The 26,401-nt window shown below is 55.9% G+C and carries 26 protein-coding genes; 19 read left to right on the top strand and 7 right to left on the bottom strand.

The features are described 5' to 3' along the window. Position 1 precedes the first annotated feature (1 nt). On the bottom strand, positions 2-1,651 hold the full coding sequence (locus tag IEX04_RS09095; RefSeq protein WP_188685209.1) for a bifunctional 3'-5' exonuclease/DNA polymerase: 1,650 nt from the start codon (positions 1,649-1,651) through the stop codon (positions 2-4). Positions 1,652-1,798: 147 nt separating this feature from the next. Between IEX04_RS09095 and IEX04_RS09090 the strand changes: the two genes are divergently transcribed. From IEX04_RS09090 to IEX04_RS09060, 7 genes are all read left to right on the top strand, one after another. Beyond that, positions 1,799-2,854, top strand: a complete 1,056-nt coding sequence (locus tag IEX04_RS09090) for a CpaE-like family protein (RefSeq protein ID WP_188685207.1) — start codon at positions 1,799-1,801, stop codon at positions 2,852-2,854. Continuing rightward, complete coding sequence (locus IEX04_RS09085) at positions 2,851-4,083, top strand: TadA family conjugal transfer-associated ATPase (protein ID WP_188685205.1); 1,233 nt, start codon at positions 2,851-2,853, stop codon at positions 4,081-4,083. The genes IEX04_RS09090 and IEX04_RS09085 overlap by 4 nt, the downstream gene beginning before the upstream one ends. Before the next feature lie 5 nt (positions 4,084-4,088). Continuing rightward, on the top strand, positions 4,089-4,769 hold the full coding sequence (locus IEX04_RS09080) for a type II secretion system F family protein (RefSeq protein WP_170947906.1): 681 nt from the start codon (positions 4,089-4,091) through the stop codon (positions 4,767-4,769). Continuing rightward, a complete protein-coding gene (locus IEX04_RS09075) occupies positions 4,766-5,299 on the top strand; it encodes a type II secretion system F family protein (protein ID WP_188685203.1) in 534 nt (177 codons plus the stop codon). The genes IEX04_RS09080 and IEX04_RS09075 overlap by 4 nt, the downstream gene beginning before the upstream one ends. Before the next feature lie 112 nt (positions 5,300-5,411). Beyond that, on the top strand, positions 5,412-5,594 hold the full coding sequence (locus tag IEX04_RS09070; protein ID WP_096257030.1) for a DUF4244 domain-containing protein: 183 nt from the start codon (positions 5,412-5,414) through the stop codon (positions 5,592-5,594). A 3-nt stretch (positions 5,595-5,597) separates the two neighbouring features. Continuing rightward, positions 5,598-5,933, top strand: coding sequence for a TadE family type IV pilus minor pilin (locus IEX04_RS09065; protein WP_188685201.1), 336 nt, complete (start codon positions 5,598-5,600; stop codon positions 5,931-5,933). Further along, complete coding sequence (locus IEX04_RS09060) at positions 5,930-6,319, top strand: Rv3654c family TadE-like protein (RefSeq protein ID WP_188685199.1); 390 nt, start codon at positions 5,930-5,932, stop codon at positions 6,317-6,319. Before IEX04_RS09065 ends, IEX04_RS09060 begins: the two co-directional genes overlap by 4 nt. On the opposite strand, the gene sftH is transcribed toward IEX04_RS09060, so the two are convergent. Next, a complete protein-coding gene (gene sftH, locus IEX04_RS09055; protein ID WP_188685197.1) occupies positions 6,310-8,640 on the bottom strand; it encodes a DNA 3'-5' helicase SftH in 2,331 nt (776 codons plus the stop codon). The two genes, IEX04_RS09060 and sftH, sit on opposite strands and share 10 nt — an antisense overlap. Before the next feature lie 90 nt (positions 8,641-8,730). Next, positions 8,731-9,387, bottom strand: a complete 657-nt coding sequence (locus tag IEX04_RS09050) for a GNAT family N-acetyltransferase (protein ID WP_096257026.1) — start codon at positions 9,385-9,387, stop codon at positions 8,731-8,733. A 165-nt stretch (positions 9,388-9,552) separates the two neighbouring features. On the opposite strand from IEX04_RS09050, the gene trhO reads away from it, so the two are divergent. After that, on the top strand, positions 9,553-10,458 hold the full coding sequence (gene trhO, locus IEX04_RS09045; RefSeq protein WP_096257092.1) for an oxygen-dependent tRNA uridine(34) hydroxylase TrhO: 906 nt from the start codon (positions 9,553-9,555) through the stop codon (positions 10,456-10,458). A gap of 68 nt (positions 10,459-10,526) precedes the next feature. Here the strand turns inward: trhO and IEX04_RS09040 are convergent, their stop codons facing one another. Then, the gene (locus IEX04_RS09040; RefSeq protein ID WP_096257025.1) at positions 10,527-11,099 is read right to left on the bottom strand and encodes a GNAT family N-acetyltransferase; all 573 of its coding nucleotides are present in this window, start codon (positions 11,097-11,099) and stop codon (positions 10,527-10,529) included. Between the two features lie 74 nt (positions 11,100-11,173). On the opposite strand from IEX04_RS09040, the gene IEX04_RS09035 reads away from it, so the two are divergent. The 6 genes from IEX04_RS09035 to proC all read left to right on the top strand — a co-directional run bounded on the left by IEX04_RS09035 (position 11,174) and on the right by proC (position 19,165). Further along, complete coding sequence (locus tag IEX04_RS09035; protein WP_188685195.1) at positions 11,174-12,763, top strand: DUF7059 domain-containing protein; 1,590 nt, start codon at positions 11,174-11,176, stop codon at positions 12,761-12,763. Between the two features lie 23 nt (positions 12,764-12,786). Next, positions 12,787-13,437: an ArsR/SmtB family transcription factor gene (locus IEX04_RS09030; protein WP_188685193.1), complete on the top strand. Its 651-nt coding sequence runs from the start codon at positions 12,787-12,789 to the stop codon at positions 13,435-13,437. Positions 13,438-13,576: 139 nt separating this feature from the next. Continuing rightward, positions 13,577-16,387 carry a type I DNA topoisomerase gene (gene topA, locus IEX04_RS09025; protein WP_188685192.1) on the top strand — a complete coding sequence of 937 codons (2,811 nt, stop codon included), beginning with the start codon at positions 13,577-13,579 and terminating at the stop codon, positions 16,385-16,387. Between the two features lie 29 nt (positions 16,388-16,416). Then, a complete protein-coding gene (locus IEX04_RS09020; protein WP_096257021.1) occupies positions 16,417-17,436 on the top strand; it encodes a Ppx/GppA family phosphatase in 1,020 nt (339 codons plus the stop codon). 54 nt (positions 17,437-17,490) lie between these two features. Continuing rightward, a complete protein-coding gene (locus IEX04_RS09015) occupies positions 17,491-18,318 on the top strand; it encodes a sugar phosphate isomerase/epimerase family protein (RefSeq protein WP_096257020.1) in 828 nt (275 codons plus the stop codon). A 4-nt stretch (positions 18,319-18,322) separates the two neighbouring features. Continuing rightward, positions 18,323-19,165, top strand: a complete 843-nt coding sequence (gene proC / locus IEX04_RS09010; protein WP_188685191.1) for a pyrroline-5-carboxylate reductase — start codon at positions 18,323-18,325, stop codon at positions 19,163-19,165. Between the two features lie 78 nt (positions 19,166-19,243). On the opposite strand, the gene IEX04_RS09005 is transcribed toward proC, so the two are convergent. Next, positions 19,244-19,882, bottom strand: coding sequence for a potassium channel family protein (locus tag IEX04_RS09005; RefSeq protein WP_096257091.1), 639 nt, complete (start codon positions 19,880-19,882; stop codon positions 19,244-19,246). A 25-nt stretch (positions 19,883-19,907) separates the two neighbouring features. Then, a complete protein-coding gene (locus IEX04_RS09000; protein ID WP_188685190.1) occupies positions 19,908-21,341 on the bottom strand; it encodes a TrkH family potassium uptake protein in 1,434 nt (477 codons plus the stop codon). Between the two features lie 240 nt (positions 21,342-21,581). On the opposite strand from IEX04_RS09000, the gene IEX04_RS08995 reads away from it, so the two are divergent. The 5 genes from IEX04_RS08995 to IEX04_RS08975 all read left to right on the top strand — a co-directional run bounded on the left by IEX04_RS08995 (position 21,582) and on the right by IEX04_RS08975 (position 25,489). Next, entirely contained in the window at positions 21,582-22,697 is a 1,116-nt protein-coding gene (locus IEX04_RS08995) for an acetoin utilization protein AcuC (RefSeq protein WP_188685268.1), read from the top strand. An 88-nt stretch (positions 22,698-22,785) separates the two neighbouring features. Beyond that, complete coding sequence (locus tag IEX04_RS08990) at positions 22,786-23,229, top strand: ArsR/SmtB family transcription factor (RefSeq protein WP_096257089.1); 444 nt, start codon at positions 22,786-22,788, stop codon at positions 23,227-23,229. A gap of 194 nt (positions 23,230-23,423) precedes the next feature. Continuing rightward, positions 23,424-24,767, top strand: coding sequence for an NADP-specific glutamate dehydrogenase (gdhA, locus tag IEX04_RS08985; protein ID WP_188685189.1), 1,344 nt, complete (start codon positions 23,424-23,426; stop codon positions 24,765-24,767). Between the two features lie 260 nt (positions 24,768-25,027). Further along, positions 25,028-25,252: a helix-turn-helix domain-containing protein gene (locus IEX04_RS08980; RefSeq protein ID WP_096257016.1), complete on the top strand. Its 225-nt coding sequence runs from the start codon at positions 25,028-25,030 to the stop codon at positions 25,250-25,252. Between the two features lie 138 nt (positions 25,253-25,390). Continuing rightward, on the top strand, positions 25,391-25,489 hold the full coding sequence (locus IEX04_RS08975; RefSeq protein ID WP_005504750.1) for a 30S ribosomal protein bS22: 99 nt from the start codon (positions 25,391-25,393) through the stop codon (positions 25,487-25,489). Positions 25,490-25,576: 87 nt separating this feature from the next. Here the strand turns inward: IEX04_RS08975 and IEX04_RS08970 are convergent, their stop codons facing one another. Further along, complete coding sequence (locus IEX04_RS08970) at positions 25,577-26,383, bottom strand: HAD family hydrolase (protein WP_096257015.1); 807 nt, start codon at positions 26,381-26,383, stop codon at positions 25,577-25,579. Positions 26,384-26,401: the final 18 nt, after the last annotated feature.

The raw sequence follows: 26,401 nt of genomic DNA, 5'->3' as shown, positions 1-26,401 counted from the left end.
GTTACTTGCCTTCAGCGTAGTTCTGCGAGATTCCGACACTGACCGGGAAGTTGGGGCTGTGCTCTCCAAAGAGAGTACGTCCGGCGAGCAATGCCGCGTGGCGCACTAATTCACCTAGCTGCGGAGCCAATTCCACCGGGCATTCAAAGACCGCTTCGTCATGAACAAAAAACACTTGCTGGCAAGTGTCGCCCCATCCGGCCTGCCGAATCAGATGCCGGGCGTGGCCTAGCCACACCAGAGCCCATTCCGCCGCGGTTGATTGCACCACGAAGTTCCGTGTGAATCTGCCGCGTGAACGTGCCGCCGCGTCCGCAGCTCGCTGCCCGGCCCCATCGTGGGTGGCTCGCTGGGCCTGTATCCAAGCTTCGTCCGCCGGTGGGCAGCCCCGACCTAACCAGCTTTGCACCCCTTGACCGCGTTCGCCGGCTTTCGCCGCCTGATCAACATAGGCCATCGCCTGTGGGAAGTTCTTCTTCAACGCCGCGCCTACCGCACCTGAGGTGCCACCACCGCCCCCGTAAATAACCGAGAGCATCCCCAACTTTGCCTCATTGCGGTCGGAGACAAGTTTCGCGTTGATAAGCCACTGATACAGGTCATCTTGTTGGCCTGCCTCTTGGAGCTGACGGTCTTGGGAGATTGCAGCAAGAATGCGTGGTTCAAGTTGCCGTCCGTCGGCAATGACAAAGGTTCGCCCCACGGGAGTTCGAACGACCTGGCGGATCGAGTGGGGGAGTTGTAAAGCCCCGCCGCCACTGGCAGCCCACCGACCAGAGGCGACCGTCCCTAAGATGTAATGCGGGTGGAAACGTCCCTCGGTGACCCATTGGTCTAGCCACTCATCTCCATGAGTACTAGCTAAGCGAGAAAGTTTTTTATACTCTAAAACCTGCTCGATAAGTGGATGTTTAAGTTGTTCTAATTCCCAGACACGGACCGATTGAACCGCAAATCCCGCACGGTGCAGTGCACGAAGAAGTTCCCGTGGGGAATCGGGGTTCAGACCAGGACTGTTCAGCGCGTGGGCTAAAGACTGGGCTAACTGCGCTAGTTTTACCGGACGTGTCCCCTCGCCTACTGCGGGCCCCAGCTTCTCGCGCAATAATTCGCGATGTGCTTTTTCATCCCAGGCTAATCCCGTATGTTCCATTTCGCAGGCTACCAGCGCACCCACGGACTCGGCATGAATAAGTAGTTCAAGCCGTTTGCGCGCGGACTTCTCGGTAGGTAGCGCCTGGCGCTGGGCCAGATACATAGAAACGAGGTCATCGAGGCTTTCCCCGGTAACCGGAGAATCAAACAGTGCATCTTGATTTGGCCGGAGTATCGGAGCATTCGGGCTATCTACATCAAAATCATCTAACGCACCGGAGCTCAGTGGGCTGCGATGCAAAATCCTTTGGGCAAGCGAAAGAATATGTGCCTTGGCAAGGAAGACACCGTGCGCCAAAAGTGGCTGCATCCACGGGGTGGTGCGCAACATGATCCACCGGGGAGAATGCTCGTCTTCAATGGTGCGTACGGCCATTGGAAAATCCGTTGCGGACACCAACCTGGCCGGGATGACCGGTGCACCGTTGTGGGCCTGACGCAGTTCGAGGATGGCGTAGCCTTCGGGGTCTGCGCCGATAAAGGCAAGCATGCTCATGGCTCTATTGTGCATTGTCCAAGGACAATATCCCCAGTTTGCTAGGGGTGCGCCCGGCACTGTACAAAACGATGTCACCGTTCAACTATGAATTGGTTATCTTTCCCTGGTATTGGCATACCGCAGGTTCCAAGTGATTCACGCTTCGTGGCTACCGAACAAACGCTTCAGGACCAAAAACTTGTCCTGGTGAAACCAGAGCGTGAGCAGGCAGAAGAACTGGTGTGCACTTTGGTCAGTAACGATGTGCGGCTGATTGAAAGCTGTGCCTTGATCGCGTTGGGCGCCGCGGTGCGTATCCACCAGTGTGCCGAGCTGAAAGATCTGCCCGCTGCAGGTCATGGCCCAGTGCTTTGGGGTGCTGATATGGCTGATGACGCGTTGGATTTTCCTGGACTATGTGACGTCATTCTTGGCTTCGAAGAAGATGACCAACAGCTCTGGTCGGTGGCAAGCAGGATTCCGCGCGCTCGGGTTGCCATTTTACCCAGCGCACACCATTGGTTGGGAGAATATCTAGGACTGTGGGGGATGCGATCGGGACAAGCTCACTGTCTGTCCTTGGCATCCCTTGCTGGAGGGGTAGGCACCAGCACCTTAGCTGCACTCATCGCCCATGCTGGCACGTTGAGTGGGCAAAAGAGCTTACTCATTGATTTAGATCCACATTCCACCGGGTTATGGCCTCGACTGACGTTGGACCCGCCTACAGGAATCGGGTGGGAGGAGCTACGTAGTTCCGGTGGTGCACTTGCACCGCATCAACTAGTGGACACACTTCCATATTTGCAGGACACCGCCGTGCTGACATGGTCCCCAAACGCCAGCTGCGCCGGAGTGGATGAACAATTGGTGGTTCGCTTATTGGCCGCTGCCAGGCAAGGCTTTGACTTACTCGTCGTCGACACCGGACGCGCCTTACATCCACAACATGCGGTGATTGAACAGTTCATTGATCATGAAGTCCTTACCTGCGATGACAGTAGTAAACCCCCGATTACCTCCCACATTGTGTGCGGTCCGAGAAATCTACGGAACTCAATTCCGGCAAGTAGTGCATATCTAGGCCACTTTTGTAGCCTGCCAAAGATTACTCGCGTTCTTCAGCGTGGGGCGCTCTTTGATATCTTGCGATCTCGAAAAGTTCGCCAGAATATCGCGGATCTGCGACTTTTACCGCAGAAAGAGGCGACTGAAACATGAGCCCGGGCAAACATAGTGCACAAGGCACGGGTCGTCCAAACCGGCGTGAAGTTGATGCTCGGATTCTCGAATCCGTACGGCAACGTGCGATGGCCAGCGGGGGACAGCTAGATGCTGTGGCGCTCGCCGGTGCCGTACAGGACTCTGGCGCTGCCTTGGGATCTTCTGGAGCTGCCGAATCGTTGAAGGCCCTTCAAGACGAAGTTACCGGGCTGTCCGTTCTTGAGCCATTCGCACAATTGCCAGAGGTCACCGATGTTCTGGTTGATGGGCAGGGCCGGGTATGGACCGACTCACCACGTGGTCTAGAACTGACCGACTATGTCTTTGGATCAGCAGAACAGGTGCGCAGGCTAGCCGTACACCTTGCGACGTTATCCGGGCGCCGACTAGATGATGCAAGCCCGTTTATGGATATGAGTTTAAAACACTATCGAGTCCATGCAGTTCTGCCTCCGATTGCGACCCAAGGACCCTTAATTTCGATACGTGTGAAGAAAACTCAGGCCTTAGATCTGAGCGGGGTGCTGGAAAATACTGCTAGTTGGTGGCGTCCTCTGCTCGAAGAAATCATGAGGCGAGAACTAAACTTTCTGATCACTGGCGGCACCGGCAGTGGCAAGACCACTTTGCTCCAAGCGATGCTTTCCTTAGCCCATCAGGGTCAACGCATCATCGTGGTGGAAGACTCCCAAGAACTCCAAGTCGATCACCACCACGTTGTAAGCATGCAAACCCGCGCAGCGAATGTCGAAGCCGCCGGCACCATCGAGCTACGCGACCTCGTGATCCAAGCCCTACGTATGCGACCTGACCGCTTAATTGTCGGAGAGTGTCGCGGAGCTGAAATCAGAGACTTCTTGGCAGCGATGAACACCGGACATCAAGGCGCGGCAGGAACATTACACGCAAATAATCCCGAAGCTGTTCCCGCCCGCTTGGCGGCCCTCGGTGCACTAGCTGGCTGGAACCTGCAAGCCACAGCACTTCAGGCGAGCAGCGCACTTGATCTTGTGATCCATATGTCACGTGGTCCTCAGGGGCGGCGTGGCCCCGTGGCTCTAGGGATTTTGGGCACGGATCGGGACGGACATATGCGTGTGGACACGGTCATTGACACCCAACGAACTGATGCCATTGATAGTTCTTTTATGCCATTGCTTGAACAGAAAGTTGGGGCGAACACGTTGAAAGCGATTGTCGAAGCCTTAGCAGACGGCGCAAGGTGATTCTCGTGGTGATCTTTTTGTTAGGTGTGCTCGCTTTCTGGCTTTGGTTTCCGCGAAGTACCGAGCAGATCAAGTCCGGGACTATCCGGCGAAACTTCGACAGTCGAGGGCTTTTACGACGACGTGGCGAGCCAAAAAATTTGTTGGCTGAAGATGCCCGAACTATCCGCGAACTTGCAGCGTTGGTGCGCAGCGGACTGACTTTTTATCCAGCCGTTGACGCCCTACTAACCGCGGAACAAAGCCAATGCCCAGTGCATCAAGCGCTTCATCAATTACGAGCGATGCACCGACTTGGGGCCCACAAATCCTCCTCCAATAACCTTTCTGGCACCGAGCAATCGAGCGTGCGTCGTCTGCATTGGTGTTTACAAGTATCCGAACGTAGTGGCGCCAGCCTTGCCGAGGTACTCGAACGCTTGGCAGATGATTTGGAAGCTGATTTGGTTGCGTCTCAAGCTTTTGATGCTGCGATGGCCGGGCCCAAAGCAACCACCAAATTACTGACGTGGCTACCACTTGTGGGATTTGGTGCAGGAATGCTTTTGGGGATTGACGTACTCGGGGCGCTGAGCACATCGTGGGCGGCCCAACTGAGCGTGGCAGCCGGCCTGACCCTATGGTTACTGAACCGGCTGTGGTGTCGATACCTGTTGCGCACGACAACGAAAGCAGCACTGCAATGATTCTTTTCGCATGCTGTTGTGTTCTCGTTGCGGTACTGCTCCTATTCATCCCCTCAGCGAGCAAGGCACCGGCAAAAAACCTGAAGAGGGAGCGCAACAAGACCACGGAAGCTCACAATCACCCTTCCGAATTGATTCTGGATGTCAGCGCGAGCTTGCTGGATTCTGGCATGCCAATCAAGGAAATTCTGGACACGCTTGGCCGAAGCGTGCCACACAGCGAGCAGCTGTGCACGGTGGCGCGTTGTTTGGAAATGAACATGGAGTGGGACAAAGCCTGGCATTCGGTCCCGCCGTGGCTGCATCCCCTTGAAAAGGCTTTGCGTTTCGCTCACGTGACAGGGGCACCCGCGGCAAGCCTATTGCGCAATGCGGCGTCCCTAAAGCGCCGCGAACGAAGCCAAAGAGTCGCCCGTCTTGGAGCACAATTTGGCACCAGACTTGTCCTGCCATTGGGCGCGTGCGCTCTGCCAGCATTCATTGCCTTAGGCGTCGTGCCGCTGATTATTGCCCTGCTGCCGGGGTTGTAGCGAAGTAATCCCCAGCTTGGAAGCAACCTAGGACGCCACCCGTAAATCTCACTCAAGCTGAAATCACTACCCCCAAATAATTCGCATTTGGGAACCAATGAAAGGACACATCATGAAACGACTGGAATCTTTAATTTCCGAGCGTCTCGCCGACGAAGAAGGTTCAACTACCGCAGAGTTCGCCATGGTTACTCTGGCCGCCGTGGCATTCGCAGGATTGCTGATCAGCATCTTATCTAGTGGGGATGTGCGTGGCATGCTCATGGGGCTGATTAGCAAAGCGTTGTCTCTCTAGGCCATGAACCTCAATGATGAGCGAGGCAGTAGTACCGCAGAATTTGCGGTACTACTGCCGGCCGTCGCCGTATTTTTATCGTTGTTATTGTGTCTCGGGGTGCTGGGTATGAAGCAAATCCAAGTGCAACAGGCCGCTGCCGCCATGGCTAGAGAGTTGGCACGCGGTGAGGAAAATTCGGTGGTGCGCTCCAGCGGTGTCAGATTGGCCGGTCACGACGCAACGTATTCGGTGTCCACCGCCGGCGGATACTCGAATGTTCACGTCACCAAGTCAGTAAGTATCCCGTTGCTTGGAGAGGTAAAGGTACGAGGCGAGGCAAGCGTGGTGTTGGAATGAGCGGGCTACATTTTCTGAAAGACGAGAGCGGCAACGGAACCGTGACGGTTACCGCTCTGGTCGCCGTGGCGATCATCCTGACGTGTGCAGTACTGCTTTGGACTGCGGCCACTCACGCCTCGATGCGCGCAGCATCTGCAGCTGATTTGGCTGCCTTAGCTGCCGCGGATACCGCCAGGGGACTGCGCGCGGGAGACCCCTGCGGTATCGCCGGGAGTGTTTCTGCAGAAAATGACGCCCTGCTCCAGTCCTGCGCGGTGGAAGCCGACGGGACTTCGGTGCGCGTCACCGTGAGCGTTCCAGTGAACTTCACTGCCCTGGATGTGCAGTTGTTTGATGCCACGGCGCGCGCCCGCGCCGGAGCACCACCATTAGATCAGCGGTGATGAGCCGGTTCAATATCCCGCAGCACAATATTGAGCAAGAGTACCGCCCCGTGCTTGTCCAAAGGATTATTTCGATTTCCACACTTTGGCGACTGGACACAACTGGGGCAACCATGTGCGCATTCACAAGAGGTAATGGCGTCACGAGTCGCGCGGACCCAATCGAGGAATCGTTCGAAACCGCGTTCAGCGAATCCAGCGCCTCCCGGTTGCGCGTCATAGACGAAGATCGTGGGATGACCGGTGTCCATGTGCAGTGCGGTGGACACCCCACCGATATCCCACCTATCGGAGGTAGCTACCAATGGAAGCAAACCGATCATTGCATGTTCGGCTGCATGCAGGGCTCCGGGGAACTGATCCACCGTAAGCCCTGCCTGGAGCAGGCGTTGCTCGGTGAGCGTGAACCATACTGACTTCGTGTGTAGCTCGCGGGCTTCTAATTCCAACGGTTCTTCGGAGAGCACTTCATTGGAGGCGACCGATTTACGTTGAAAGGAGACCACTTGCGTGGTGACGGTGACTTCTCCGAAGAATACGTTTAGTTCTTGATGTTTACTGGTGCGTTCCTCAGAATGCACAGCTACCGTGGTCAGGTCACGAGCGGTGGTGTAATAGTCAGGGTTCACGCGGCTGACTACGACCACATGATTTTGTTCGTCGAGTTCTTCGACATGGTAGCTTGCACCTTGATGAACATAGATGGCTCCCGGGTGAGCCTGATAATGCGTTTGAGGTGAATCCATCGTTCCCAGCAGGGCACCGGTATCAGCATCGATAATATCGACCGGGCCCCCGCCATCGGCGCGTATCGAAAACATCGAAGCAGCATGTTGCGGATGAGTCCAAAACCATCCAGCCGGACGCCGACGAAGGTATCCACGCTGCACCAGCGAGTCCAATAATTCTTCGGTCTGTGGGCCAAAAAGTTCTAGCTCTTCGGGACGCAACGGATGTTCTTGCGCTGCGGCACAGAGGTGTCCGCTGAGTACGTACTTATTCTGCGGATCAAATACCGTCGCTTCGACTCCGAGCTCAAAGATCGCCTCGGGATGATGAACCAGATAGGTATCTAATGGATCTTCGGCGGCCACAAAAATTGCAAGAGCATCTTGTCCGCTGCGCCCGGCACGGCCAATTTGTTGGAAGAACGAGGCGCGAGTACCAGGCCAACCGGCGACCACCACAGCATCCAAACCAGCGATGTCAATCCCGAGCTCTAAGGCAGAGGTGGAAGTCACCCCAAGCAGTTGACCGGAGCGTAGTTGCTTTTCAACTTCGCGCCGCTCGGCCGGTAGATACCCTGAGCGATAGGCTGCAAGCCGCACGCTAAGTTCCGGGGCAAACTTCTCCAGGTGCTTACGTGTTAACGTTGCGATGGTTTCAGCACCACGACGGGACTTGATGAAAACGATGCTCCGCACATGCTCAGCCATCAAATCTGTGAGGATCGAAGCGCTTTCGGCAATGGCCGTACGGCGAACTGGCGCCCCGTTTTCCCCAGTTCTATCGGTTAACGGTGGCTCCCATAGTCCGATGACCAGCTCACCTGACGCCGAGAAATCGTGGGTGACCGCGGTAGCTGGCGCCCCAATAAGCCGCGAAAATGATTGTTCCGGATCCGAGCTAGTGGCGGAGGCTCCGATAAATATCGGGTCGTTTCCGTAGTGAGTGCAGATGCGTCGTAGCCGGCGCATCAGGTTCGCCACATGCGCACCGAAAACGCCACGATAGGAATGCGCTTCGTCGATGACCACGTAGCGCAGTCGTTTGAAGAAACGTGACCAGGCCTGATGATTGGACAGGATCCCGCGATGCAACATGTCCGGATTGGTGAACACAAAATTTGCGTGTTGCCTGACCCAAGCGCGGGTGCCTTGGTCGGTATCGCCGTCGTAGCTGGACGCGCGAACCCCGGGCACGGCTAAGGCTTGGACTGAAGCTAATTGGTCTGCCGCTAACGCCTTGGTGGGGCAGATATACAAGATCGTTCCCTGGGCTGCAGCGTCATTCGCCCCGGTTTCTCGGGTGCGGTATAACAGATCGATGCCCGGCATCAGATAGGCCAGAGATTTGCCTGACGCGGTGCCAGTAGAAATGATTGTGTGGTTTCCAGCATGAATTGATTCTGCCGCTTGCACCTGATGAAGCCAGGGGTGCGCAATGCCAAGACCTTCGAAGGTTTCGCGTACCGAATCGTGGAGCCAGAGCGGCCAGGGCGCGGTGATTTCGTCTTTTGCCGCAACGGTTCTGCGGTGAATCACCGCTTCGGGATCGTTTTGGCGGTTAAACGGATCCAACAACGCATGTACTGACTTCACTTATAGGGCCTCTCGGAGCAGCGAAGAGTTGTTAAAAGCCTATCGCCGTCGAAAATGTTCTCGACGGCGATAGGTAAAAGCGTGTGAAGCTTACGCTTTGAACAGGACAACCTTGCCTAGCGAAGTCCAGCCCAGAGATGCGTAGAGCTCTTGGCCATCAACGGAAGCGATGAGGAGTCCTTCCTCAACATCGTGTTCCTGAGCCAGTGAAGCCAGCGCGCGCATAATCAGCGTGCCAAGGCCCCGACGTCGGAAATCTGGTCCGGTGATGATGCGGTCGAAGATCGCGAAACCGTCTACTGCCGAGACATGCCCCGACGCGGCGACGACTTCCTGATTATCTTCTGGATGAAGAGATACATAAGCATGGGTTCCGTCGCGTTCAATCTGGAACACAAAGCCGTCGGCAGGCAACGGTACCTCGACGTCGTGTACGGCCAGCTCGGTCACCATGAGCACTTCATCATCTGCAGATACCTGAAGACCAACTTCATTGGCGGTATTCAGCAAGTCATCAACAGAGTCGTTAAAGGCGGTAAGGCGGCGCTTTGGATGCTTCTTAAGCGTCTCAGCGACTGCTGCTAGCTCTTCCTTGGAAGGCTCATAAATAACGTATTCCCAGTCCCCGGTGGTGTCATGGCGTAGGGCAGCATGGACGCGCCCTTCATGGCGGATCTCGTATCCACGGACGCCTGCCCAACCATCGACCCAGGTACCAATCAGTTCATCGCTTGCGTTTGATGCCATGTTTTGACCCTACCCTGTCTTACCTAGGAATTAGCTGACGTTGAGCTAATCGTTGCTTACTTGAAACTATAGTCAATGCTGATAGCCGAGCAACGATCGAAATGAAGAATGTGACTTTCATCTTTTGCTCGGCGTTTTGAACTAAAAAGCTACTACCCTTATATGGTGTCCATTCATCGCATTGTTTTGTATTACGCTTTTACGCCGCTTCCAGACCCCGAAGCTATCCGCCTATGGCAACGCTCGTTGCTTGAACGCTGGGGCTTGCGCGGACGGATTATCATCTCCAAAGACGGCATCAACGGTACCGTTGGTGGTGAGATTTCTGCTGTCAAGAAGTACGTGAAAGCTACACGTGAGTTGCCTGCTTTTAACAAGATGGATATTAAGTGGTCCGAAGGTTCTGCAGAAGACTTCCCGCGTATATCCGTTAAGGTCCGCGACGAGATTGTTACCTTCGGCGCGCCGGGCGAACTAGAAGTAGACGAAAACGGCGTAGTTGGCGGCGGTGTACACCTGCGGCCCGAGCAGCTCCACGAGCTAGTGGAGACCAAGGAAAAGTCCGGCGAGAAGATTCATTTCTTTGACGGGCGTAACGCCTTTGAAGCGCAAATTGGCAAGTTCAAGGATGCCATCGTTCCGGATGTCGAAACTACGCGCGAATTCATGGATGAGCTGGACTCAGGCAAATACGATCACCTGAAAGATCAGCCGATTGTCACCTACTGCACCGGTGGTATCCGCTGTGAAGTGCTTTCGGCATTGATGGTCAAGCGTGGGTTCCAAGAGGTTTATCAGATGCAGGGCGGAATCGTCCGCTATGGCGAGCAGTACGGTGACAAGGGGCTGTGGGAAGGGTCCCTGTACGTCTTCGACAAACGCATGCACACCGAGTTTTCCGAGGATGCAGTCACCATTGGTCAGTGCGTTGGCTGCCAAGGCGCCACAAATAAATTCGAGAATTGCTCGAACCCTACCTGCCGTAACTTGCGCCTGTTCTGTGAAGACTGCGCCAAGGACGAGGAACTTCGTCGGTGCCCTGACTGCACCGAGTCAGCTATCGAAGCATAAATAGTAAGCACAAAGCAGCGAGCGCAATGAATGGATCATTCATTGCGCTCGCTGCTTTTAAACTGCGCTTAGCTGTTCGGCCACAAATCTAGCGATGCGTCGACCACTAGCGTTTCTTCTTCGAGCGTTTCATAAACACTAAAGCCACGTGCCTGATAGTTGGGGATAGCTGCTTCGCCATCCAGCGAACAGGTGTGCAGCCACACACGGCTCACCGGCGGGAGAATGTTCTCTCGACGAGGAATATCCCACGCCCTGCGGTTGGCTTCACTCAACAGAATTCCGCCCAGACCTTGCCCGATGGCCTCAGGAAATAGTCCGAAGTAATAGATCTCAACTTCACTGCGGCCCGCGCGGACCTCGGTGACCAGCTCTGCGTAGCCTTTGGGTGCGCCATCTTGGTAGAGCACATAGGTTTCCGAACCCGGTTTACGCAAGCTAGCGTCCCAGTCAGTACGGCTGATGCTCAGCCGGTCGGCCCAGTTCAGCTGGCTACCTACACACTGATAGAGGAATCGCGAGAATTCGGGCGTAATCTGCTCCACCTTCTCAATTCTGGCGTTCTCCGGCAACTGCCGGGTACTCGGGCGCATTTGGGATGGTGTGAGCTGTTGCAAATAGGTGATGGTCACAAGTGGCATACCGAATATCTTATGGCGGGAGGCGTTGGGTTGCGCAGTCTTGTAATGCTGGGGGACTCGTTAGACTGAGAGGTGTGAATGCCGCTGATTTTTCTGCCATAGAAGATGCCCCAAATAGTTATGACCTTGTGCTGGTGGACAAACTCCACACAGACTTAACCGAGATAAATTTTGGTTTTGATGCCATCACCGAATTGCTTGGTGTCGATGCGGTGGCCGCCTATGGGCGTGATCAGATCCACCCGGCACTTCGCGTTCTTGATAAGCAGCCGGTGGACAGCGCCTTGGGTTGTGCTATTCGGCTATTCCAACTGGGGCAAACCGAATCCGCTGTTGCGCTGGTTGAGGCATTTCCCACGGTGCGTGTTGAAGGGTTGCTGAAGCTGGGGCTAGTTGAGTCTTGGGCTTCGGGGTACCGGGCCAAGGTGGCATTGGCGGTACATGCCTCCGATGCCGATGGGGAGATGTGGGTGGCCCACGATCTCGGATCCCATCAGCGTCCTGGAGTTTTGCGCACCGACCACGTTCTTGGAATCGGGCACGCCTCGCGTACGCTCGCGCAGATAACCATCCGCCACGAGGTGGACCGGGCACTGGATCTAGGCACGGGCTGCGGAGTGCAACTATTTCATTTGCTCTCGCATGCCAAACATGTCACGGCAACGGATCTTTCGGCGCGTGCATTGGCGTTCACTCGCTTTAACCTGATGCTCAACCACCGCATCCTCAAGCTGGATCCACAACGCCTCGACGAGCGCGTCACGCTGCTCCAAGGAAGTCTCTTTGATCCTGTGGCGGATCAGTGTTTTGACTTGATTGCCAGTAATCCACCATTCGTAATCACTCCACGTAAAAAGTCAGAACGCGAACAAGACCGATTCACTTATCGCGATGGCGGGATGGCTGGAGACTCCTTGGTGAGCACCCTCATTGCTCAGGCTCCGGTGCACTTAAATCCAGGGGCGCATATGCAAATGCTTTCCAATTGGGAGATTCCTCGCCTAGATGCGGAGTCGAATGAACCATGGGAGCGCCGAGTCTCCGAATGGTTCGCAGATGACTTGGACGTTTGGGTGATTGAGCGGGAGCAGACCACCCCGAGTGTCTACGCAGAAACCTGGCTACGTGATGCCTCGCAGAGTGAAGATAGTGCTGCTTACGCTCTGGCGTATGATGCCTACCTTGACGACTTTGAATCTCGTCAGGTGGGTGCCATCGGTTTTGGCATGGTGTATTTCCGCCGACCCGCGCACGGTGAGGTAACGCTTCGACGCTTCGAACGGATCCCGCACCAAATGGAGCAGCCACTGGCTCCCTCCTTGGATCGGGATATCCAGATGGCCGATGCTCTGCGTGAAGCGGGAGAAGCTTGGAAGCAATGGCACCTGCTGGTGGCCGATGACGTCACCGAGGAACGCCATCAGCGCCCTGGCGCCGAACACCCCGAAGTGATTCTTCTGCGACAGGGTGCAGGTGTGCGTCGAACTGAGATTCTGGACTCGGCGCAGGCCGGTTTCCTGTCTGCTTGCGACGGAGAATTGTCTGTAAGGCAGCTAGTTGTGGCGCTTGATTCATTAATCGGTGAAGGTGATGAATCCTTCACTGAAAGACTATATGAAGCAATCGCCCGCCTTCTTCGGCATGGAATGCTTCGTAAAATGTGAAACAAAGGCTAAACTTTTTCGTTATGACACGGAACACAGTCGAAGATGATGGTGCGCAACGCGCCGATGCGGAATATCAAGCCCCACAAGTTGTCTCGATCACCGACCCGCAGGCTATTCGCGCGCTGGCCCATGATGCTCGACTGATCGTACTCGACGAGCTCTTCGCCTCACAAACCACGCGTACCGCCACCGAGCTGGCATCGATGTGCTCATTGACGCCTAGCGCCATGAGTTATCACTTGCGAGCCTTAGAAAAATACGGATATGTAGCGCGCGCTGCCAGCGAGGGCGACGCGCGCGAACGTCGCTGGCGCGCCGCCGGTGAGCGTTTGGAACTAAACACTCAAATTGACTCGACGAATGCGAAGACCGCCTATCTTAACGTGCAATTAAACGCGTTCCGCACTCGGCTCAACGCAGAAGTTGAACGCAGAGAGGCTGAAGCCAAGGCAGGAATCATGCCTGCGGCGGACCGTCCACCCATGCTGACTAGTGGTTTAGTCTTCCTTCCTGAGGCTAAACAGAAGGAGTTTAATCGGCGTTTATTGGAGCTCGTTTATGAGTATGAGGCAATGGCCACGGCCGAAGAACGCAACATCGACTCAAAGCGTATGTTCTACTTAATCTCATTACTACCCGAGTACCAGCACCTGGGTAGTGAGGTGAGCTAGAGAAAAGTTGGGCAGTTCTTCGGTGTAAGATCATCGGGAATTGTGACTGTCATCTGGTCGCAATCAATGGTGCTGCGATTGCCGCCCGAGAGCAACCTAGAGGGGAACTCTCGGAACCGCGTTGTATAAAAGGAGAGCTGTGCCCGCAAAGGCCAAGGAAAAGACCGGTAAGAAACTCGTCATCGTGGAGTCTCCTGCCAAGGTAAAGTCGATCGCCAAGTATTTGGGCGAGGGCTTCGACGTGGACGCTTCGGTGGGCCACATCCGTGACCTTCCGCAGCCCTCCGAGTTACCGACCGAGTTAAAAAAGACCTCGGTAGGTAAATTCGCGGTCGACCTGGATAACGACTTCGAACCGTATTACATGGTGTATCCGGATAAGAAGAAGCGTGTTGCCGAGTTGAAGGCAAAGCTCAAAGACGCCGACGAACTTTATCTCGCAACAGATGCGGACCGCGAAGGTGAAGCCATCGCGTGGCATCTGCTCCAGGTGCTTAAGCCCAAAGTTCCGGTACGCCGTCTGGCCTTCACCGAAATCACCAAGGAAGGCATTGAGCGTGCCTTGGGCTCAATGCGCGAGCTGGACACCGACCTGGTTGACGCGCAGGAAACCCGTCGTGTCCTAGACCGCCTCTACGGTTACGAAATCTCCCCGGTCCTCTGGCGCAAAATTGCCCGCGGTTTGTCCGCCGGCCGTGTGCAGTCCGTGGCCACCCGCCTGGTCGTGGAGCGCGAACGTGAACGCATGGCGTTCATCTCTGCCGGGTACTGGGACATCAAGGGAAACTTCGCCACCGCCGGTTCGGAATCCTTTGCTGCGAAACTTTCTTCAGTGGATGGCAAGCGTGTGGCTTCGGGACGTGACTATGATGACCGCGGTCAGCTGAAGTCCACGAAGAACCCACTGACGCCACTGAACCAGGAAGCCGCCGAGTCCTTGGTTGCTAATCTGGCTAACTCTGACTTTGCCGTCACCTCGGTCGAAGACAAGCCGTACACCCGTCGCCCGGCTGCTCCTTTCACTACCTCCACCTTGCAGCAGGAAGCCAGCCGCAAGTTGCGCTGGAGCTCAAAGCTGACCATGCAGATCGCTCAGCGTTTGTACGAAAATGGTTACATCACCTACATGCGTACCGACTCGGTCTTCCTCTCCAATGAAGCCGTGCGTGCCGCCCGTGCACAGGCCACCGAGCTTTACGGGGCAGACTCGATTCCGTCCAGCCCGCGCGTGTACAAGGGGAAATCTGATTCCGCGCAGGAAGCCCACGAAGCAGTCCGTCCGGCCGGTGACATGTTCCGCCGTCCAAAGGATGTGCGTTCACAGCTTTCCAAGGATGAATTCGTCTTGTATGAGCTGATCTGGAAGCGCACCGTCGCCTCCCAGATGGCTGACGCCAAGGGTTTCACCGCAACTATTAAACTTTCCGGTACCGCCAGCGATAGCCGCGTTGCCGAGTTCTCCGCCTCGGGCACCGTGATCACCTTCCGTGGTTTCCTTTCGGCCTACGAAGAGGGCAAGGACAGTGAAAGCGATGCGGCAGAAAAGGCCGAGAACGCCGAAGCACGCCTGCCACAGCTCACCGTGGGACAGGGGCTGACCGGTGATGAACTGATCGCGCTGGGCCACGAAACCACCCCTCCGGCCCGGTACACCGAAGCGTCTATCGTTGCTGAGCTTGAAAAGCGCGAAATTGGCCGCCCGTCGACCTACGCGCCAACGATCTCCACCATCATGGATCGCGGCTACGTGACTAAGCGTGGTGGCGCCCTGGTGCCAAGCTGGATCGCGTTCTCCGTGATTCGACTGCTCGAAGAGCACTTCGCAAAGTACGTGGACTATGACTTCACCGCGCGCCTAGAAGATGACCTGGACGAAATTGCTCACGGCAACCGGGCACGTACCGACTGGCTGAACATGTTCTACTTCGGTGGCAAGGGCGAAACTCGCCCTGAAGGTCTGAAATACGTGGTGGATAACTTGGGTGATATTGATGCCCGAGCTATCAACTCGATCAAGATCACCGACGACATCACCTTGCGTGTGGGCAAGTTCGGCCCGTATCTCGAACGCGCCCTTCCGGAAGGCGCCGAGGAAGGCACCGATCCGCAGCGCGCCAACGTTCCTGAGGAACTGGCACCGGATGAGCTGACCGCGGCGAAGGCCGAAGAACTGTTCGCCACCGCCCAGGTATCCGAGCGTGAGCTGGGAATTGAAGAGGCCACCGGGCGAAAGATTGTGGCCAAGGATGGCCGTTACGGTGCCTACGTCACCGAGATCATCCCGGACATGACTGAAGAAGAAATCGCCGCGCAACCGGTGGAGTACTACAAGAACGGCAAGCCAAAGCCGCCTAAGAAGCCGGTGAAGGTTAAGCCACGCACCGCGTCGCTGTTCAAATCCATGACCGTGGAAACTGTCACCTTGGATGAGGCGCTGAAGCTGATGAGTCTGCCACGCGTGGTGGGCGCTGATGCTGAGGGCGAAGAGATCACCGTGCAGAACGGCCGCTTTGGTCCTTACCTGAAGAAGGGTAGCGATTCGCGTTCTATCGAGAGCGAAGAGCAGATCTTCAGCATCACCTTGGACGAAGCACTGGCAATTTATGCACAGCCTAAGCAGCGTGGAGCTCGGGCCGCGGTGCCACCACTGGCAGAATTTGGTGTTGACCCGACCAGTGAGAAAAACATTGTGGTCAAGGACGGCCGTTTCGGTCCGTACATCACCGATGGCATCACCAATATCACGGTGCCTCGCGCCACCTCGCTGGAGGAGCTCACCCGCGAACAAGCCATCGAAATGTTGGCAGATAAGCGTGCTCGCGGTCCGGTGAAACGAACCGCGAAGACAGCTACTGCGAAGAAGCCCGCTGCTAAAAAGGCTCCGGCCAAGAAAGCTCCGGCTAAAAAGGCTCCGGCCAAAAAAGCCACCGCAAAAAAGAGTGAAAAGTAGACCTTGTCTGCTGAGTTGAGGAGCGCATCATGAGGCTTGGCGTATTGGACATTGGCTCAAATACGGTCCACCTATTACTGGTGGATGCCTACCCGGGTGCCCGGCCGGTATCTTATGCCTCGCATAAGCGGCCGTTGTCCTTGGTGCGTTACCTCAACGAGTACGGTGCAATCACCGAAGAAGGCCAGCAGGAGCTGATCGCCTTCATCAAGGAGGCCGCCGAATTCGCGCAGAGCCACCGAGTCGAAGACTTTATGGGTTTCTGCACCTCGGCTATTCGCGAGTCATCCAACGGCGCGGCGGTTCTTGAACGAGTCACTGCCGAAACCGGGGTGAGCCTGATGGAGCTTTCCGGTGAGGAAGAAGCCGGAATGACCTTCTATTCGGTGCGCCGTTGGTTTGGTTGGTCTTCTGAATCGATCCTGAACTTGGATATGGGTGGCGGTTCACTGGAGCTCGCGGTGGGCACCGACGAGTTCCCACAGGTCGCCTACTCGGTGCCACTGGGCGCGGGCCGGCTGACCCGCGAATGGTTGCCCAATGATCTACCTTCGATCAAGGAAGTCAAAGAGCTACGCACCTACGTTCGTGATGTGCTGACGGACCCCACCACCGAACTACGCCAATACGGCAAGCCCACCTTGGCTACGGCCACGTCAAAAACTTTCAGATCACTGTCGCGAATTACCGGGGCCGCCCCCAGCGGTGAGGGGCCTTACGTTAAACGCGTATTGCACCGTGACTCGCTGAAACTCTGGGCCAACCGATTGACCGCGATGAGCTGGGAAGAGCGTGCCGAGCTTCCTGGGGTCTCGGAAATTCGTGCACCGCAACTGCTTGCTGGCGCTATTGTGGCCCATGAAGCGATGAGCGCACTTAAATTAAAAAGTGTCCGTATCTGTCCTTGGGCGTTACGTGAAGGTTTAATGCTGCGACGATTTGATCACGTGATGTTTGACTCTTCGACACCGCTCAGTAGTAGCGTGGGGGTAGGAGAGGTTGCGTTAGGCTCACTCAAGACCGTCAGTCTGAGTGAACCTTCGGCTTAATACTTCATTGAAAGATGCGCCGGCAAGCGACGGCGCGGCGAGGAGGGGTCGAAGATGCAAGACCAACAACGGGTGCCTCGGGTACCGGTGACACTATCTAGTGCCTCGGTTTATCCGCTGACCGTGCATGATGCCTTCGCGATGGCTAAGGACGTGGGTTACGACGGGCTAGAGGTATTAATTACCGGTAACCAAGCGAGCCAGTCCGCCACCGCACTGATGGCCCTCATGGATAAGTACCAGTTGCCAATTATGGCGATTCACGCACCAACGTTGCTGCTCACCCAGCAGGTCTGGGGTTCGGCGTGGGCGAAGATTGAGCGCTCGGTAATCCTGGCACAGGCCGTCGGAGCGAAGGTGGTTGTCGCGCACCCGCCATTTCGTTGGCAGGGGACCTACGCGGAGAGCTTCGTCGAGGGCGTGCGTCGCATCACCGCATCGACGGGGATGAAGATCGCCGTGGAGAACATGTACCCATGGCGTAGCCGGGGACGCGAATCCTCCAAAATGTACCTGCCACACTGGAACCCGGTTCCGGAAGACTATAAGCATGTCACCTGGGACTTCTCCCATGCGGCGATCGCCAATATGGACTCGCGCCAAGCGCTTGAAGACCTAGGCGACAGATTGACTCACCTGCACCTTTGTGATGGGTTGGACAATGGCAAGGACGAACACTTGGTGCCTGGATTAGGCACCCAGCCGGTGGCCGAATCACTGAACTTCTTGCGAGATTCACAGTGGGAAGGCGTGGTTGCGGTGGAAGTATCCACACGCAAGGCCAAACATGCTGGACAAAAGGAAGAATGGCTCGGACGCACACTGGAATTTGCGCGCGAGCATCTGACAATTAATCAAGACTCTGAACGGGTGACAAAATAACTATATGAGCGAAGCGACAAATCATCTCAAGCTTGCATTTTTAGGTACCGGCTCCATGAACGGCGCGATTCTGCGCGGAATTCTGGGCGCTGGGCATGACCCGAAAAACATTACTGCCACCCTGCGCAGCGATAATCGCGCCGCGCAATTGCGTGAGCTAGGCATCAACGTGCTGATCGGGAATGAAGACCCGGAAGCCAATAAGAAAGCTACGGCCGCTGCAGACATTGTGTTCCTCGGTGTGAAGCCGGTGGGCATTACCGCACTGTGTGATGAGATTTCTTCGGCATTAAACGAATCAACCGTCGTGGTGTCGGTGGCTGCTGCCATCACCTTGAGGACCATGCAAGAACACCTTCCTGCCGGCCAGCCGGTAGTGCGATCCATGCCAAACACGCCATTGATGGTCGGTGCTGGCGTGGTCGGTCTGAGCGCCGGTGAAGCGGTCAGTGACCAGCAAATTGAACGAGTCACCGAGCTGTTCTCCGGTTCCGGCGACGTACATGTGATTGATGAGTCGCAGCAAAACGCACTGTCGGCTATTTCCGGTTCCGGCCCGGCGTACGGCTTTTATCTTGCCGAAGCGATGGCCAACGCAGGTATCGCCATGGGACTTGACGAAAAGCTCGCTACTGACTTGGCTCGTGCCACCGTGGCGGGTGCCGGAAAGATGCTTGCGGATCCGGAAGCTAACCCGGCTCAGATGCGTCGTGCGGTGACCAGCCCGAAGGGCACCACCGAACAGGCGATTCTGACCTTTGACGAGCAGGGGATCCCGGCGATCATTGAAGCCGGCGCCAAGGCCGCTGCGGCTCGTGCTGCGGCTTTGAGTGATGAACTGAGCTAAACACCTGAAGCGTTAAGTACCGATGGCGTCAGAGCCCCAGCCAAGGGGCACTGACGCCATCGGTGTATCTGCTAGGCCTTAGGGGCGAGCAGCGAAGCGTTCAAGTAGGTCTACATGTCCGGAGACGATCAGTACGTCGCGGCGGGTGACCATGGTATTTGGTACCGCGTAGGTGAAATCTTCGCCGGGGGACTTCACCCCAACGATGGTGACCCCGTACTTGGAGCGCACCTGGGACTCGGCCAGCGTGAATCCCTGTGTCTCCTTGGGCGGGTACATCTTCACGATTGCGAAGCCATCATCAAATTCGATGAAGTCCAACATTCGGCCACCGACCAAGTGGGCGGCACGAACTCCGGCGTCTGCCTCGGGATAGATCACATGGTTTGCGCCGATGCGAGTGAGGATCTTGCCGTGCGAGGGAGTAATCGCCTTCACCCACAGGTGTTCAATGCCTAAATCGACCAGATTCACCGTAATCAGCACGGAGGACTCAATCGAGGTACCCACACCGACCACCGCAGAACTAAACTCTTGAGCGCCAAGTTGGCGTAAAGCATCGATATTGGTGGCGTCGGCCGCGACCACGTGGGTGAGCGTGCTGGCCCACTGCTGAACGAGTTCGGGACTACGCTCGATGGCTAGCACCTCGCGGCCCTGTTTCACTAAGGTCTCCGCAACCGAGGCGCCAAAACGTCCCAGACCAATGACGAGCACCGGGGCGTTGTGCTCAATGTTTTTCTCAGCCAATGATCGGCCTTTCTTCGGGGAGGCTAAACAGCGTATCGCGATGACGCATGGTCAAGGCGCTGGCTAGGGTAATACTTCCAATGCGTCCGGCGAACATCAATGCGCTGAGCACGTATTTACCGGCTGGGGGCATCTCTGCGGAAACTCCCATGCTCAGCCCCACCGTACCGAAAGCAGAGATTGATTCGAACAGTGCCCGGGAGAACCCGACCTGCTCGTCAATGGCTAAGAGCAACCCGGTGGCCACCATGACCAGTGTGGCGCCCATGGCCACTACCGACACGGCCACGCGCATGGTGCCCTCGGGAATACGCCGCCCAAAGGCCTTGGCATCACGTTCACCACGGACCTCGGCCATGATCGCTAAGAACATCACCGCGATGGTGGTGACCTTGATGCCGCCAGCGGTGGAGGCCGAGCCGCCACCAGCAAACATGAGCGCGTCAGTGACCAACACGGTGACTTGTCCAATGTCATTTTGATCCACCAGGTTAAACCCGCCAGAGCGGGTCATCACCGAAGCAAAGAGGCCGTGGATGAATTTGTCTCCGGAATTCAGCGAGCCAATGGTCCGTGGATTGTTCCACTCGACCAGTAGCCACAACGCGGTACCTGCTACAAGCAAGATGAGCGTCACCAATATGGTGAGTTTGGTGTGCAGGTTCCATTTTTTGACGTTGAAGCGGTGGGCCAGTAACACCATGATGACCGGGAAACCTAAGGATCCTAGGAACACGCCAAGCATCAATGGGCCTAAGATCCACAGGTCGGTCTCGTAAGGAACTAACCCGTCGGAGTGCGGAGTGAAGCCTGCGTTGTTAAACGCGGAGACCGCGTAAAAAACTCCGTGCCAAATGGCGGAGAGAAAGTCTTCACCCAGCAAAATAAAGCGTGGAATGAGCAATGCCGCAATGAGCGCCTGCAGGCTGACCGCCGTGAGGATCACAATACGCAGCAGGGAACCGACCTCACCTAAAGCGGAGGCTGCATTGGTATTCATGGAGTTCTGCGCCATAAGTTTGCCACGCACGCCGAGCTTCCGAGAGACCGCAAGAGAAAAAATTGAAGCGAGGGTCAAAATTCCCAGGCCACCCATGAAGGTACCGATGAGCATCACCAATTGCCCGGCAAAAGACCAGTGCACCGCAGTTGAGACGGTCGTCAGTCCGGTCACACAGACCGCCGAGACCGCGGTAAACAAGGCGTCATGCAACGGTGTGGGCTCTCCGCTGGCCGAGGAAAAGGGCGCGGCGAGCAATGAGGTGAATAGGGTGATGGCGACCAGAAAGGCACCCAAGGCTAAACGAGCGGGGGAGCGGACGGTGAAATCGGCGATGCGTACCCGCAACGCCAGCCACTGTTTACGGCGTTGGCCGCGCGACTCAGCCGCCCTTGCCGGGTGACTCGGTTCGCTTTGGGTGCTCATCGCGTTAAATCGCCATTTCGTGGTGTGGACTGTTCTCCTTGTAATTTACGCGGTCAAAGCACAATGTGCTCGTCTTGGGGCCTCGAAACACGAGCAAAATGCCCAAAAGGCAATAAACGGGTTAGTTGAATCACCATCAGGTAGCCTACAAAGGTGTTAGAACCTCAACATGCGCCGCAACCAACGCTCGTGCTCTGGGATGAGCAATACCTGAAATACAAGTTCAGTGACTATCATCCAATGCACCCATCGCGGCTAGAGCTGACCCATCGACTCAGTGAAGCCCTCGACGTTTACGCCTCTTCCAACGTGAGCCTGAGCGCTCCGGAGGTTGCAGAGGAACACATCCTCTTGACGGTGCATGACCAGGACTATTTGGATCAGGTCAAGGCGGTCAGTGAAGACCCCGGCTTGCAAGCCGTGGACTTTGGTTTAGGAACCGAAGATGACCCAGTCTTTGCTGGCATGTATGAGGCGGCCGCGCGCATTGTCGGCGGTTCGGTGATCGCAGCGGACGCCATCATGGATCAGTCGACGGTTCGCGCAGTGAACTTTGCCGGCGGTATGCATCATGCCAAACGCAACAAAGCCAGTGGGTTCTGCATCTTTAATGATGCAGCCGCAGCCATTCACCGGATGCTTGAACGTGGTGCCAAACGCGTGTGTTACATCGATGTGGATGCGCACCATGGTGATGGCACCGAATCAATCTTCTGGGATGACGAGCGGGTTCTGACGATCTCCATTCATGAATCCGGGCTGTCGCTCTTTCCCGGCACCGGGTTCGCCAACGAAATTGGCGGCCCACGTGCCGAAGGTAGTGCGGTCAATATTGCCTTGCCGGCGATGACCGGGGACGCCGGATGGATGCGAGCCTTCCACGCGGTCGTCCCACAGCTGGTCCGCGCATTTGATCCGGAAATTATCGTCTCTCAGCATGGTTGTGATGCACACCGCGATGATGAGATGACTAATCTGAAACTTTCGGTAGATGCCCAACGCCAAGTTGCCTTGGATATCGCGCAACTGGCCGATGATGTGTGTGATGGACGTTGGCTTGCGACCGGAGGCGGGGGATATAACGTCACCGCGGTGGTGCCGCGAACGTGGACACATCTGACCGCAATCGCCGCTGGAAAACCAGTACCACTGAGAACTTATGTGCCCGAGCAGTTCCGCCGCTATGTCCTTGAAACTTACGGACGAGCGATGCCATATCTCATGGGTGATGACGCACAATTATGGTGGCGAAATTGGGAGGTCGGCTATGATCCCGCGGATCCGGTGGACCGTACGATTATTGCCACGCGTAAAGAAGTCTTTCCGCTCTATGGTCTAGACCCCTGGTTTGACTAGAATTTTTGACCATCTGTGATCAATCTGAAGCCTTGACCGTGGTGGGAAATCTGCTGCTGTCAGGTCATATGCCGATAGGGTTATGTCTGTGGCTATTGATGAAGTGTTTTCTGCGTTGGCAGAACCAACCCGACGTAAGATCATCGAAGCGCTGAAGGCCGAACCCATGGCCGTCGGCGCACTGGTGACACAACTGGAAATTTCGCAACCGACGGTCTCTAAGCACCTTAAGGTTTTGCGCGAAGCAAATCTGGTGACCATGAACGCCCAAGGACAGCGGCGTATTTATAGCGTGCAGTGCGAAGCCGTTGAAACTTTGGTCGCTTGGTGTGCCGAGATCCTGCCGGCCTTGGAACCCGTCCCCGAGATGGTGTCCGTGGATCTGGACTTGGTGCAGGATCCGCAAGATGCCAATGCACTTCCGGCTGCCGCGCATCAGCTCGGCCGCAGTGTAGGGCGGGGCTTGGAACAAGTCACGGGCAGAGCTCAAGAGATCTTGGAGCGTTTCCCTCGTTTTGGTCGTCGTCGATAACCCTTTGACTTCGGTAAAGACTGTCTGAGCCGTTCTTCTACGCGACTTTTACGTTACGTACAAGTACGCGTTTTATAACAAAGAATTTTCGCTAAGAATGTCAGACATGGCATTCTCTTGCGTGGGGCAGTGTTGCCGGGCCGGTGGTCTTTTGTGCGCCCCTGCTGCCTGCCCCAAGTGATGAGGAGAGAAACTTGGACAAGCAACTAGCGACTATTCGCGACGAAGTCTTCCGCCGTAACCCCGGTGAGGCAGAATTCCATCAGGCAGTGACCGAAGTTTTCGAGAGCCTCGAAGCTGTGTCAATTAAGCATCCTGAGTACGCAGAGGCTGCTATTCTTCAGCGCCTGTGTGAGCCAGAACGCCAGATTATTTTCCGCGTTCCTTGGGTAGACGACGCTGGTCGTGTCCAGATTAACCGCGGTTTCCGTGTTGAGTTCAACTCTGCTCTGGGCCCATACAAGGGCGGACTGCGTTTCCACCCTTCGGTGTATCTGGGTATCGTCAAATTCCTTGGTTTTGAACAGATTTTCAAGAACTCCCTGACCGGTATGCCAATCGGTGGCGGCAAGGGCGGTTCCGACTTTGATCCACGCGGTAAGTCCGATGGCGAAGTGATGCGTTTCTGCCAGTCGTTCATGACCGAGTTGTACCGCCACATTGGCGAGTACACCGACGTTCCAGCCGGTGACATTGGTGTCGGCGGTCGAGAAATCGGTTATCTCTTCGGCCAGTACAAGCGCATCACCAACCGTTACGAGTCTGGTGTACTCACCGGTAAGGGCTTGAGCTGGGGAGGTTCTCTGGTTCGCCCCGAGGCAACGGGCTACGGTGCGGTGATCTTCACCAACGAGATGCTCAAGACTCGCGGTAAGAGCTTTGACGGTCAGCGTGTGGTTGTTTCGGGCTCGGGTAACGTAGCCCTGCACGCCATAGAGAAGGCTCAGGATCTGGGCGCCAAGGTAGTAACCGCCTCGGACTCGGCCGGATTTATCGTTGACGAAAACGGTATCGACCTTGAGCTGCTGCGTCAGATCAAGGAAGTTGAGCGTGGCCGCATCAGCGAATACGCCGAACGCCGCGGAAGCAAGAAGGTCTCCTACGTAGCCGATGGCAACGTGTGGGATGTTCAGGGTGCTGTGGCGCTGCCATGTGCCACACAGAATGAACTTGGTGTTGCCTCAGCGAAGAAGATGATTGCCGCTGGCACCATCGCCGTCGCCGAAGGTGCGAACATGCCAACCACGGCAGAAGCTACCTCGGTCTTCCAAGACGCTGGCATCCTCTTCGGTCCGGGCAAGGCAGCTAACGCCGGTGGCGTGGCGACTTCCGCGCTGGAAATGCAGCAGAACGCTAGCCGCGACTCGTGGACCTTCGAGCACACCGAGCGCCGCTTGACGGAAATCATGGTGGGCATTCACGAACGCTGTGCAACCACTGCTGATGAGTATGGTGTGCCGGGCAACTACGTGGCTGGCGCCAATATCGCCGGTTTCGTGAAGGTTGCCGACGCAATGCTGGCCCAGGGTCTTATCTAAGCTTTTTGGTTAAAACGCACTTTTGGACGCCTGTCTCCCACCTTTTTTGGTGGCAGACAGGTGTCCAAAGCACTTTAAATGTCACAATCGAGATCTAAGCGTGGTTCTGGTGTGTTCCGTGATGCAAAAGTTACGTAAGTGCGACTAGACTGGAACCGAGCGAACGTGAATATGATTGCAGATGTTGATCCCAAGTCGTATTTGTTCACGCGAGCAAAATACACGACGAATCAGAGATCAGCGTCAGGAGAATTTCCCCTATGGCGGATAAACAGAATTTTGCAGGAGCCCGTTTCATGACGGTCGCCGAAGTGGCCGAAATGATGCGTGTTTCCAAAATGACGGTTTATCGCTTGATTCATGCAGGCGACCTGCCTGCTGTTCAATTCGGTCGCTCCTATCGTGTTCCTGAAAACGCAGTGGAAGCATACCTGCAAGCTGCGGCGATTGATCCGCAGCGTGGAACGGGTTCCCTCGGTCGATAGCCGCGCGATGGTCAGAGCATGACCGAAAAGCGGGTAATCTGTTAAGGAACGTTTAACGTCCGGTCAACCTTGTGGCTTAGAATAGTTTCAAGGCCTACATTTTGGTTGACATATTTAATTAGTTTGTGAGGAACCACTATGGGCTCTGTTATCAAGAAGCGCCGCAAGCGTATGTCGAAGAAGAAGCACCGCAAATTGCTTCGTAAAACTCGTCACCAGCGTCGCAATAAGAAGTAAATCTGCTTCAAGCAGCTTTTGCCTCTTGGCAATTATCGCCACCGTATCAAGGTTTGACCTTGACGGTGGCGATTGCTTTTTCTGGAACTATCGGCCGCGCCGAGCGAGCAATGACCGCCTGGCGGCCCACAGCGCGCCTAGAACGCCCGCAAGGCGCAAACTGATCCGTGCTGCACGCTGACCGGTGCGGAAGTCGTAGACTTGCCAACCACGGCGTTTAGCGTAGGCACGGAGCCGGGCGTCGGGGTTGATCGCCACCGGGTGGCCTACGGCCTCTAACAGCGGCACATCGTTATAGGAATCAGAGTAGGCCCACGATTTCGAAAGCTTGATCCCGCGTTCTTTAGCTAGCAATCGAATAGCTTGTGCTTTTTCGGCTGCATGCAGGATCGGGGTGGCCAACGCACCGGTGTATTTTCCGTCTTTACGCTCCACAACCGTCCCCAAGGCACCGGTTAATGTCAGCCTTTCGGATATCACGTTCGCTACTTCCAGGGGAGTTGCCGTCACTAGCCACACCTCACGCCCTACGGCTAAATGCTGATGGGCAATCGAGACGGTACCTTTCCAAAGTTTTGGTTCGATGTACTCGTCATAGATCTCTTGGCCAATTTGGGCCATCTCGGCCACGGAAATACCCTTGGCCATGAGTAAAGCACGGTCACGAATCTGGTGGATGTCACCAATATGCTCGCCACGGGCGGCAAAACGCAGCTGCTTGAGCGCAAACCATAGAATTTCGCGAAACTGGAAAAACCGGCGCTGATGCATTTTTCGGGCCAGCAAATACAGGGTGGCACCGCGCACCATGGTGTTATCCACATCGAAGAAGGCGGCAACGACATCGTGTGGCGTCGTGGTGGGCTGCTCGCTGAGGTGCTCTGATGACTGCATTTGATTCAGTTTATTTCA

This window comes from Glutamicibacter ardleyensis, assembly GCF_014644555.1.
Taxonomy (GTDB): Bacteria; Actinomycetota; Actinomycetes; order Actinomycetales; family Micrococcaceae; genus Glutamicibacter; species Glutamicibacter bergerei.
This window is presented reverse-complemented; position numbering and strand designations above follow the sequence as displayed.

Bases quoted from the DNA above. Each gene is read 5' to 3' on its own strand.
- IEX04_RS09050 (WP_096257026.1), bottom strand. From the start codon at position 9,387: ATGGCATCAAACGCAAGCGATGAACTGATTGGTACCTGGGTCGATGGT.
- IEX04_RS08970 (WP_096257015.1), bottom strand. From the start codon at position 26,383: ATGCAGTCATCAGAGCACCTCAGCGAGCAGCCCACCACGACGCCACAC.
- IEX04_RS09040 (WP_096257025.1), bottom strand. From the start codon at position 11,099: ATGCCACTTGTGACCATCACCTATTTGCAACAGCTCACACCATCCCAA.
- IEX04_RS08995 (WP_188685268.1), top strand. From the start codon at position 21,582: ATGCACCCATCGCGGCTAGAGCTGACCCATCGACTCAGTGAAGCCCTC.
- IEX04_RS09030 (WP_188685193.1), top strand. From the start codon at position 12,787: ATGACACGGAACACAGTCGAAGATGATGGTGCGCAACGCGCCGATGCG.
- IEX04_RS08975 (WP_005504750.1), top strand. From the start codon at position 25,391: ATGGGCTCTGTTATCAAGAAGCGCCGCAAGCGTATGTCGAAGAAGAAG.
- IEX04_RS09000 (WP_188685190.1), bottom strand. From the start codon at position 21,341: ATGAGCACCCAAAGCGAACCGAGTCACCCGGCAAGGGCGGCTGAGTCG.
- IEX04_RS09020 (WP_096257021.1), top strand. From the start codon at position 16,417: ATGAGGCTTGGCGTATTGGACATTGGCTCAAATACGGTCCACCTATTA.
- IEX04_RS09095 (WP_188685209.1), bottom strand. From the start codon at position 1,651: ATGAGCATGCTTGCCTTTATCGGCGCAGACCCCGAAGGCTACGCCATC.
- IEX04_RS09085 (WP_188685205.1), top strand. From the start codon at position 2,851: ATGAGCCCGGGCAAACATAGTGCACAAGGCACGGGTCGTCCAAACCGG.
- IEX04_RS09070 (WP_096257030.1), top strand. From the start codon at position 5,412: ATGAAACGACTGGAATCTTTAATTTCCGAGCGTCTCGCCGACGAAGAA.
- IEX04_RS09060 (WP_188685199.1), top strand. From the start codon at position 5,930: ATGAGCGGGCTACATTTTCTGAAAGACGAGAGCGGCAACGGAACCGTG.
- proC (WP_188685191.1), top strand. From the start codon at position 18,323: ATGAGCGAAGCGACAAATCATCTCAAGCTTGCATTTTTAGGTACCGGC.
- IEX04_RS08980 (WP_096257016.1), top strand. From the start codon at position 25,028: ATGGCGGATAAACAGAATTTTGCAGGAGCCCGTTTCATGACGGTCGCC.
- IEX04_RS09015 (WP_096257020.1), top strand. From the start codon at position 17,491: ATGCAAGACCAACAACGGGTGCCTCGGGTACCGGTGACACTATCTAGT.
- IEX04_RS09065 (WP_188685201.1), top strand. From the start codon at position 5,598: ATGAACCTCAATGATGAGCGAGGCAGTAGTACCGCAGAATTTGCGGTA.
- IEX04_RS09075 (WP_188685203.1), top strand. From the start codon at position 4,766: ATGATTCTTTTCGCATGCTGTTGTGTTCTCGTTGCGGTACTGCTCCTA.